Source organism: Geitlerinema sp. PCC 9228, assembly GCF_001870905.1.
Taxonomy (GTDB): Bacteria; Cyanobacteriota; Cyanobacteriia; order Cyanobacteriales; family PCC-9228; genus PCC-9228.
Window position 1 is genome coordinate 1 of the sequence record NZ_LNDC01000028.1, and the last position, 9,471, is coordinate 9,471.

A 9,471-nucleotide genomic window follows, 5' to 3' on the forward strand; every position below is an offset into this window, starting at 1 on the left:
TCGCAAGTTTGAGACAAACTGTTTATGATGTCAAAGCGATCGCAAGTTTGAGACAAACTGTTTATGATGTCAAAGCGATCGCAATTAAACGGTCTATGGGAATGTTACCAAAGCCAGCTATCCCGAAATTCAAGCGGTGGCGAAACAGTTTGTGGTGGCGAATCGTTACAACCCGGAAATAGCGGTTTTACAGTTTGATGAGGGGGTAGCGTAGCCACCCCACTGACTTCCACGAATCGTGGGGTGTCAGGTATCGAATTGAGGAAATGCCCATGAGCAATGCGTGAAAAATCCTTATAAAACAATTCTTTACATGAAACTGTATCCCTTATATGTTACAGTTTACAAGTCTCTGCGCGAGAGAAGAGCCCCCACGAACAACGACGGAAGGGAACAGGGAGGTGCCCCCCCGGGGTATTATCCCTCAGGGGACGACGCCAGTTCAATTCTCCAACCTTTTTCCACCCCCTATAATCGTCTCTCCAGCCTACAGTATCACCAAATTGATCCCAGATTTCGGGGTCAAATTCCCTCGTACCACCCAACTGTTGATAAATTTCCTTTTGAACGCTAAAGCCAAATTTACCGTTACTAAATTTCAGCCACAAACGGTCGATGGTTCGCAAATCTTCAGGGAAAATTATCTATATCCTTTTCACGCAAAAAATTATCCCTACCAGCAACAGTCAACATCGCCTTTGCCGTTTCTTCATCGGCTTCCTGCCACTTTTGCTTCGCCAGCAAATACCGCAATTTCGTATAATTGTATCCCACCGCACTTTTTAGAGGCACTTCCTCTTGCTGCTGGGATGAACTTTGAGACTCTAACTTTTGCCCAAGCCTAGCGATTTCTTGTTGCAATTGACCAACTTGTTGCTGTAGCTGTTGGTTGTTGCTGGCTTCTTGCTGCAATTGTTGGAATTGCCGTTGCAACTGTTCGTATTTCTGCCAAATATTCTGTTCCCAACGTTCCCTTTGCGAGAGAATTTCTTGAAACGCCTGGGGGATTTCGCCCAAAGTAGGCGGAAACGCGGTTAATGGATAGCCGCAGTTGCTACAAAACTGTTGGTCTTCGCTGCATTCTTGCTGACAGATTCGACAGGTTCCCATGAGACAGACAGCTACTTCGCCAGAATATAGTTAAGATAACACAATTGAGAATAAAGATAAAGAAACCTCAAATAGCCTTCTGGGAAAAGTGGGAAGCCAACCATCCCCAAATTCAAGCGGTGGCGAAACAGTTTGTGGTGGCGAATCGTCAAGACAACGACAAGGATATCCTAGAGAAAAGTTAAAAAAAATTAAAAAATTTTCTTCTGGAAAGCACAGTTGGCTTCCTACAGACTAACATAATAGGTATGTGGTACGATGGTATCAATCTTATTTTCGGGGGAAGTTGCTGGCTGTTATGGATATCTGGCTGGCAAACTGCCTGCATTTGCGATTGTGGCTACGATCTTAATGTATCAAAAATTAGGAGATATGGTTGATGAGTGGAGAAAAACGGCGCACCGTTCGGATTGACGAACAACGAAAACGGGAACTCGAACAACAGGAAAGCCGCTTGCGATCGCTACAAAGGGATTTACCTGATCGCTTAAATGCCATACAAGAACAAGCCAGGCGAGATTTACAGCAACGCTTGTCTCCTTTAGAAGAACGAACCAAACGCCAAGAACAAGAAAATCAAAAACTGCGCAGCAATTTGCGGGATTTAGAAAAAAATACCCAACAGCGGCTGCAACAGCAACGAAAAGATTTCAAACAAGCCATTTCCGCCTCGGAAAAACGCCAGCAGCAAACCTTAAAATCGGAGGTTTCGCGGCTGGAATCGGCGATGGAATCGGGATTTCAACAACAACGCCAAGAATATTTGCAGCTATGCAACCAGCAACGGCAAGAATATCTCCATCTATTTTCCCAACAAGATGAGAAATTTACCAACATGATAGAGGCGGAGAGGAAGGAAAGGGAAGAAACCCAAGAAATTCTCCAGCAACAAATCGATGATGTAGCTGCGGATGTGGAAGCGCAAAGAGAACGCAAACGACAACTGGCAACTGACTTGCTAGCCGATGTAGAACAAATTTACCAGCAAATCGATCGCGATTACCAACACGAACGTTTTACCCCCGGTCAGCTAAAAGACTTGTATCGGGGAATTGAGTTAGCAAAATCTAATTTGGAAGCTGGCGTGTCGGAGGCTGCCATTTCCAATTCCCAGCAAACGTATTTAAAATTGGCGGATTTGCGTTTGGCGTTGGAACGTAAAGAACAGCAGTGGCATTTATTGTACAACGCTGCCTGGCAGGATTTGCAAAATTTGATTGCGGAAGTACGCGCCAATCGCGAATGCGAGATTGTGGTTGGTGAGGGGGATGAGGCAGAAAGCTTTCAATTGGAGGTGGATTATTGGGTCGAAGGTCGTCTCGGCGAATACGAACGGGAGTTGCAGCAGTTGCAGGAACGGCTGGAGGCGGAAGCGTCTACCCTGACCATCGAACAAGTGGAACAGTTGGGAGAACAAATCCAGCAATGGCAACCACGCTTGGGAGAAATCGTGGAACAGGCGAAGTTGGCGATTTTGAGTTCGCAAATGCGGGTGGAAATTGCCGATCGCGTGGTGGAAACCCTCTCCCAAATGGGATATAGTTTAGAAAATCCCGACCGCGATGCGGTATATGAGGGAGAAGACCAGCGCAATACCTATGTGGTGAAGCTAAAAAATATTGCTGGCGATGAGGTGGTAACGACGATTGCGCCAGGAAACGAGTGGGGAAGCAATACCATTTCTATCAATACGTTTAACGAAACTTTGGTGGATGGAGGGGTTGCCGACCAAAATTCCCAGGCAATTTTTAAGAATTTAGAAGCGGAAGGCGTTGAAGGGGAAGGTGAGGTAGAACGCCGCCAGCAGCCAAATACCGAATATCGGGATATGCAACAAGTGAGACAGCGACAAAAGCAACAGCAGCCAGCTACAGGAAGCCAAAATGAACGTACAAAGGATAGCATCTAGATTCAATTGGGAAACCGGCGATCGCTTTGTGGTTTTATACGGCATTCACACGGGGGATAGCTTTTGTACTCCCGATTTGCTGGTTTGCGATATCGAACAAGCATTGCATCGCTACTTGCAGGCGCAAGGCATACAGCGAATTTTATTCTATTCTGGCGTAGACAAACTTTATTTTCTCGATCGACAATCCCGCGATCGCTGCCAGTTGCGTTCTTCTGCTAATTCTAGCGATCGCAACGACCAACGTCCTTTGTTCAAACCCGGTCCTCTGGGGAAAAAACGCGGTTTGCTAAAAAAGACAAATACCGATGGAAACGATCGTAACAGCCAGAACGGCAACCAGCAAGCCTCCCCGTCGCCGACGCGATTGCAAGACGCGAACGTTTTGCCTATTTTAGAACATGTCATGCAAGATACCTCCCAGCGATCGGCGATTGTTTTTTCCCATGCAGAAGATTTGGCGAATTTCGACCATCGGCGGGAACTGTTTGGTCGCATTGTCAAATGGTCTCACTTGCCACCCAGCAACCAAAACCTCTGTATTTTTGTTTTCCACCACGAAGACCAAACTTCCCTGCGAGAATTTTTAGACCGAATTGGTTTTACTTTCCTCGCTAACTTGATTCAAAATCGGGAACAGTGGCGGCAACAGCAATTCAATCTATTTCGCATGGAAACACCACCGCCAGCGGAACTGGCTGCTTTGCGCGATCGCTTGCGTTTGAGCGGCGAAATTCCGGTAGACTCTATAGAGTGGGAACATATTCACCAACTCAACACCTGGCTGGCTGCCGAAAATCGTCCCCTCAATTACTGGTACAACCAATTTCGTTCTGCCAAAGAACTTTCTATAAAAACCGCTAGGGAACGAAAGTGGCTGTCGGGAAATGTTTCCACCAAGTCTGCCTGGGAACGTTTGCACGAACTTATTGGATTGCAGTCAGTTAAAAAAGCTGTTAACCAGTTGTCTGCCACCCTGCAAACGCAACGCCAACGCCAGCAAGAAGGTACCCAAATAGACCCGCCACGCCTGCATTTGGTGTTTACCGGCAATCCCGGAACTGGCAAAACCACCGTGGCGCGTTTGATTGGCGAAATTTATCGGGATTTGGGATTGTTGCAACGCGGTCATGTGGTGGAAGTGGCAGGCAGGGATTTGGTGGCTGGGTATGTGGGTCAAACCGCCATTCGTACCAACGAAACCATCGATCGCGCTTTGGATGGGGTTTTATTTGTTGACGAAGCGTATACTTTGGCGCAAGGGGGAGAAAATGATTTCGGTCAAGAGGCGATCGAAGCTTTACTCAAACGCATGGAAGACAATTGCGATCGCTTGTCGGTGGTCGTTGCTGGCTATCCCCAACCCATGCAAGAATTCATCGAGAGCAATCCTGGCTTGCAGCGACGCTTTCCGAAAAATATTGTCTTTGAAGATTATCAGCCAAAGGAATTAATGGCGATTTTGCAGCAACAGGTTCGTGGTGTCAACGCAACCATGACCGACGAACTGCAAACGGAACTGCACCAAGTTCTGACCCAACTGTACCAAAACCGCGACGAAAACTTTGGCAACGCTGGGTTGGTGGAAAATTTGTTTCGAGAAATGGATGAGTTGCGTTCGGCGCGCGTTTGGGAAAATGGCTTGGACCCCTTGCAAGAACCATATCAAGTGGCAGATTTGCCTGCCAAATACCGCAGCGAAAGCGATCGCGATCCTGAAAATTTAGAAAATTTATTGCAAGAGTTAGACAGTTTGGTGGGATTGACCGAAGTCAAAGAAAAGATTTACGAGATTATCAACAGCGAACGCGCCAACCAATACTTGCGCGAAATGGGGAAAGAACAAGCCGTGGGAACGACCAGCCGACATATGGTCTTTCTTGGCAATCCCGGAACTGGCAAAACCACCGTAGCCAGACTGATTGGCAGAATTTTCCGCTGTTTGGGATTGTTAGCCAAAGGAGATTTTCATGAAGTCACCCGCCGGGATTTGGTGGGACAATATGTGGGACATACGGCGGAGAAAACCACGCAAGTGGTAGAATCGGCTTTGGATGGCGTGTTGTTTGTTGACGAAGCCTATGCGTTAGCTAGAGGAGGTTACCCGGCAGATTTTGGTCGAGAAGCGATCGATACATTGGTTCCTATGATGGAAAACTATCGCGATCGCTTAATTGTTATTTTTGCCGGATATTCCCGGGAAATGCAAGAGTTTATCAATGCCAACTCTGGTATTGAATCCCGCATTGGTTATGAAATTACGTTTCCCGACTACCAACCATCGCAATTACATGCGATTTTTCTGTATCTTTGCCAACAATATGGCAGAATTTGTCCCGAATCTGTCTCCCAAGAAGTAGCCACTCGCTTGCAAACCATGTACGAACAACGCAGTCGTACTTTTGGCAATGGTCGGGAAGTCCGCAAATTCTACGAACATATGGTTCAACGACAGAAAAATCGCCTGGTTCGATATAATTTAACCGGCGAAGATATGCTAACATTTAGCTGTGAAGATATTCCACCATCCCAACCTTAGCGATCGCGACTGGGATTCTTTCTCCAAAAGCGTACATTTCTCTTAGTCTATCATGTCTTATTCTATCGGACTTGATTTTGGCACCACCAACTCCATTATTTCTTATCTCGATAAAGGAGAACTAACCACCTATAAATACGGTTCCCCAGGAACCGAACAAGAGTATATTCCTTCTTTTATTGCTTACAATGAAGATGATATAGAGATTGGCAAAGCAGCGAAGCGAACCAAGAGTAAAAAACCAAACATAGAAAGTTATGGCAATTTTAAAATGCAGTTGCCAGAGAAAGAACTCAAAAGCAACGGCCACAAAGACCCCATACAAGTTACCAAAGATTACCTGCAGCAAATTTTAATTGACGATATCCATAGCTTTCAGCAACAGTGGGGAGAAATTGCGGGGTTGGTGGTTTCCGTTCCTGAAATTTGGCAACGAGATATTTCCAATTTAGGTCGAGAACGGTTGCAAAAAATTCTGCGTCAAGATTTGGGTTTGCCTTTGCAACAGTTGGTCAGCGAACCGGTAGCAGCAGCCGCGTATTATGCTTGGCAGGTAACCTCGGGAACTCTACAACCCTTTACCGGCAATCTTTTGGTTTGCGATATAGGTGGTGGTACTTTTGATATTAGTTTGTGTCGTCTTAGCGGCGACAAAGTACGAGTTCTGTATTTTGATGGTGAGGGAAATAAGGGATTGGAATTCGCTGGCGTAGCCTTTGACCGTCGCTGCGTACAAATAGCCTATAAAACCCAACACGGGGAAGCGATTGATGAAAGCAGCGGTGAGTTTATTAGCTTGTTAAGCGAGTTTGAAGATGAAAAAATCTTAAATCATAAAAGTACGCAAAAACAATTTAAAAATTACTTGGATTGTCCCGAGGAGATGGGTGAAAAAGAGGTTTATACATTTGGTCGAAATGGGGAATATCAGCTTAATTTAAACCAGCTATGGGAAGCATTTTCTCCCATACGAGAAGGAATTGAAAAGGCGATGAACCGGGTAAAAACTTGGTCGCAGGAAAACGGAGAAACTATCGATCGCGTTTTGCCAGTTGGTGGTTTTTCCCAATTTCCTTTTGTGAAATATGCGATCGCGCAAAGTTTGGGATTGCAGGAAGGTGATTCTCGCATGGATAGCCAATTTAATTTTACCAGCAATGCCTATGCGATTGCGTATGGCGCTTGTTTGATAGCCAACGGCTACATCGATCCGGAAGAAAAATACGTTCACACCGTGGGAATTGTGGTTACCAGAGAAGGGGAAAATAGCGAATCGCTATCGGCAGAAACCGTGACGCCGGAATACTTAACTTTAATTCCTGGCAATACCTCTTTATCGGAACTCAGCGAACCGCAATTTCACCAACAACCTTTGGTCGCTTTTGAACCTAGTTTTACCATTCCTATCTGGATCGATCCTCTTTCCCGTGGAAAACGTCGTCAAATGAACACTCCCGACAGGATCACCCTTCCCAACTATTCGCAACAGGCAAGATATTGGGTGGGGATGCGTGTCAATCGTTCCCAAGTTGCCTATTTGGTCATTGAAGAAGTTCGCAGTCAAAAGCGTGTGGAATACGAATTAGGTAATATTATCGGCGAAATGCTTCCCGGTTTTGTGTTGCCAAAAGAAGAAAATAGCTAATTTCGATTTTCACCTGCAATCAATTTTAGGATGCCGCTATGAATTCACCATCCCATGCTTCTCCCCAACAACAACTATCGCAACTGCTGCAGCAACTCCAAACCACCGAAACCGTATTGGATTTTGACAATATCCAACTTCCCTTTCAAATTACCGATACCAGCTATCAATTGTGGCGATCGCTTTTTTCTTCAGAAAACTTACAAAAACTAGCTCAAGACGACCCAGAAACCTTAGATGCCTGGGCGATCGCGCTCATGAAAAGCTTACAAAAACAACAAGAACTCCTACAAATTTGGCTTCCCCTGCTGGCAAACCTTCCCATTCCCGAGAAACTCAAAGCCAAAATTCAAGAAAATAACGAACGCCTGCAAACCCAAGTCACCGAACAATCCCAAATCTGCCAAGCCGCCGCCGAGTTGTTGCAGCAAGAACAAAAACTGCGACAGCAAGCCGCAGAATTAGAAAACCTACGCCACCGCCAGCAAGAACTAGAAACCATTCAACAACAAGTTGCTAATATCGATTGGCAACAGTGGCGGCAAGAGATCGAAACCCAAGCCAAACAGATAGAACCGCAAAAGCAATCCCTAGAAGAATTGCAGCAAAAACAAACCGAAATCGAAAACTATCTCGCCGCGTTAAAAAACCAAAGACAGAATTTAGAACAAGACCTGGAAATTTGGCAAAATCGCGAGAAAAAGGAAGGGAGTCGAACCCAACAAACCGCCGCACAATTGCAAGAATTTATCAACAACTACCGACAGCAACTGAGCAAACCCCTCGCCGAGATGCTAGCGGATGTGGCCGAACAAAAACAAGAATTGGAACAGGTACAGCAGCAGTTGCAACAGGCAGTTGCCGATTTCAATGAATACCAAAAAGAAACGGAACGGCAAAAAAACCATTTACAAGCTCACTATCAAGCCGACGAAGCCGCCAGTCGCCTGTTGCCAGTCAACTCCCAACGAGTAAATCATCTATTACAGCAAATTCGAGACAATCTTGCGGAATTAGACAAGGAACTATCGCAAGGACATCAAATTCATAAAGAAAGCGAAAACAAACAAATTCATAGATTTGGTTCTTAAAGGTTATCCACACGGCAAAGACGCGAAAACTTCTCCCTCTTCCCCCTCCGATAAATAAAAGGTAATTTTTGCATATCTTATTTAGGATTAAAGGTATCGCCATGACTTCCCTCAACCTTGCCGAAATTTGTCCGAACAGCCGTACCCTAGGACCGGGAAATCGGTTTATCATTTGGGTACAGGGGTGTTGCTTTCGCTGTCGCGATTGTATTTCCCCGGAGTGGATTCCCCAGAAAACGGCGACTTTGGTTTCTCCCCAACGCCTGGGAGATTTGATTTTATCCACTGCCGACATTGAGGGAATTACCATTTCCGGTGGCGAACCCATGTTGCAGGCGGCAGCTTTATCGGAATTGCTGGCTTACTTGCGTTCCCATAGCGACTTGTCGGCTATTTGCTACAGTGGTTTTACTTTATCGCAGTTGCGACAAAAAAGCGATCGCGACATTGAGGCATTGTTAGCGAAACTAGATGTTCTCATCGACGGTCAGTATATTCCGGAACTCAACGACAATCGCGGCTGGCGGGGTTCGCAAAATCAAACGGTACACTTTCTCACCTCTCGCTACCGTCACCAAGCAGAAAAGTTTACCCAACGCCGCCGGGATGTGGAAATTCATATCCGGAATGAGGAGGCGTTGATGGTGGGAGTTCCTCCCCACAACTTTCGCGAAACTTTCCATCAAGCGATCGATATTAGTATAAAGCAACTCGGATTTAGGGTTGTTCAGATTTTTGTCAAATTTTTGAATGTTTGGCGTAGAATTTAGATGTCATTTTCTGATGTTTAGCGTTAGACTTCTGTCTTAGGTTGACAAGTATGATGCTCAAGTTCTAAGCTAGTATCAGTATAAAATTCAAAATATAGCCATGGATACATGTCCCATCTGTGCTGCTCATATAGAATCAGAGGAAAAACAACAGTTTTGCTCCAACTGTGACTATCCTCTTGCTTTTCCCCCTTGCTTGGGAGATATCCCAGAACCAGTTCGAGAGATTCTTAAGCAAAGAAGGGATTGGGGAGGGGGTTTATGGCGATCTTATGTAGAGCTAAAAAATCAACAAGCAGAAGACGCTCAAAAAAGAGAGCAACTACAGCAACAATTACAACAATACCAACAAGTAGCTCAGCAAAATCAACAACTCCGGCAGGAGGTCACCTCCTTACAGCAACAAT

9 protein-coding genes and 1 pseudogene are annotated in these 9,471 nt (G+C 45.5%); 8 read left to right on the forward strand and 2 right to left on the reverse strand.

The genetic code is table 11. The annotated features are described in order from the left end of the window. Positions 1 to 182: hypothetical protein (locus tag AS151_RS22415; RefSeq protein WP_211517493.1), on the forward strand; the 182-nt coding region annotated here is incomplete at its 5' end. 153 nt (positions 183 to 335) lie between these two features. Here AS151_RS22415 and AS151_RS22995 read toward each other — a convergent pair. After that, the gene (locus AS151_RS22995) at positions 336 to 626 is read right to left on the reverse strand and encodes a GUN4 domain-containing protein (RefSeq protein WP_071515407.1); all 291 of its coding nucleotides are present in this window, start codon (positions 624 to 626) and stop codon (positions 336 to 338) included. A gap of 4 nt (positions 627 to 630) precedes the next feature. Continuing rightward, entirely contained in the window at positions 631 to 1,110 is a 480-nt protein-coding gene (locus AS151_RS23000) for a GUN4 domain-containing protein (protein WP_071515408.1), read from the reverse strand. 44 nt (positions 1,111 to 1,154) lie between these two features. On the opposite strand from AS151_RS23000, the gene AS151_RS21850 reads away from it, so the two are divergent. From AS151_RS21850 to AS151_RS22420, 7 genes and pseudogenes are all read left to right on the forward strand, one after another. Continuing rightward, a complete protein-coding gene (locus tag AS151_RS21850) occupies positions 1,155 to 1,295 on the forward strand; it encodes a hypothetical protein (protein WP_170861280.1) in 141 nt (46 codons plus the stop codon). Between the two features lie 194 nt (positions 1,296 to 1,489). Further along, entirely contained in the window at positions 1,490 to 3,019 is a 1,530-nt protein-coding gene (locus tag AS151_RS02045; protein ID WP_071515409.1) for a hypothetical protein, read from the forward strand. Then, a complete protein-coding gene (locus tag AS151_RS02050; RefSeq protein WP_071515410.1) occupies positions 2,994 to 5,558 on the forward strand; it encodes an AAA family ATPase in 2,565 nt (854 codons plus the stop codon). Before AS151_RS02045 ends, AS151_RS02050 begins: the two co-directional genes overlap by 26 nt. Positions 5,559 to 5,610: 52 nt before the next feature. Next, complete coding sequence (locus tag AS151_RS02055) at positions 5,611 to 7,203, forward strand: Hsp70 family protein (protein ID WP_244532826.1); 1,593 nt, start codon at positions 5,611 to 5,613, stop codon at positions 7,201 to 7,203. Positions 7,204 to 7,241: 38 nt separating this feature from the next. Further along, positions 7,242 to 8,294 carry a hypothetical protein gene (locus AS151_RS02060; protein WP_071515412.1) on the forward strand — a complete coding sequence of 351 codons (1,053 nt, stop codon included), beginning with the start codon at positions 7,242 to 7,244 and terminating at the stop codon, positions 8,292 to 8,294. 101 nt (positions 8,295 to 8,395) lie between these two features. Beyond that, complete coding sequence (locus tag AS151_RS02065; RefSeq protein WP_071515413.1) at positions 8,396 to 9,064, forward strand: 4Fe-4S single cluster domain-containing protein; 669 nt, start codon at positions 8,396 to 8,398, stop codon at positions 9,062 to 9,064. A 100-nt stretch (positions 9,065 to 9,164) separates the two neighbouring features. Continuing rightward, positions 9,165 to 9,471 (forward strand): annotated as a pseudogene (locus tag AS151_RS22420) (hypothetical protein); the annotation flags it as partial.

Coding starts and splice junctions, on each gene's coding strand:
- AS151_RS02065 (WP_071515413.1), top strand. CDS start 8,396: ATGACTTCCCTCAACCTTGCCGAAATTTGTCCGAACAGCCGTACCCTA.
- AS151_RS23000 (WP_071515408.1), bottom strand. CDS start 1,110: ATGGGAACCTGTCGAATCTGTCAGCAAGAATGCAGCGAAGACCAACAG.
- AS151_RS02045 (WP_071515409.1), top strand. CDS start 1,490: ATGAGTGGAGAAAAACGGCGCACCGTTCGGATTGACGAACAACGAAAA.
- AS151_RS02060 (WP_071515412.1), top strand. CDS start 7,242: ATGAATTCACCATCCCATGCTTCTCCCCAACAACAACTATCGCAACTG.
- AS151_RS02055 (WP_244532826.1), top strand. CDS start 5,611: ATGTCTTATTCTATCGGACTTGATTTTGGCACCACCAACTCCATTATT.
- AS151_RS02050 (WP_071515410.1), top strand. CDS start 2,994: ATGAACGTACAAAGGATAGCATCTAGATTCAATTGGGAAACCGGCGAT.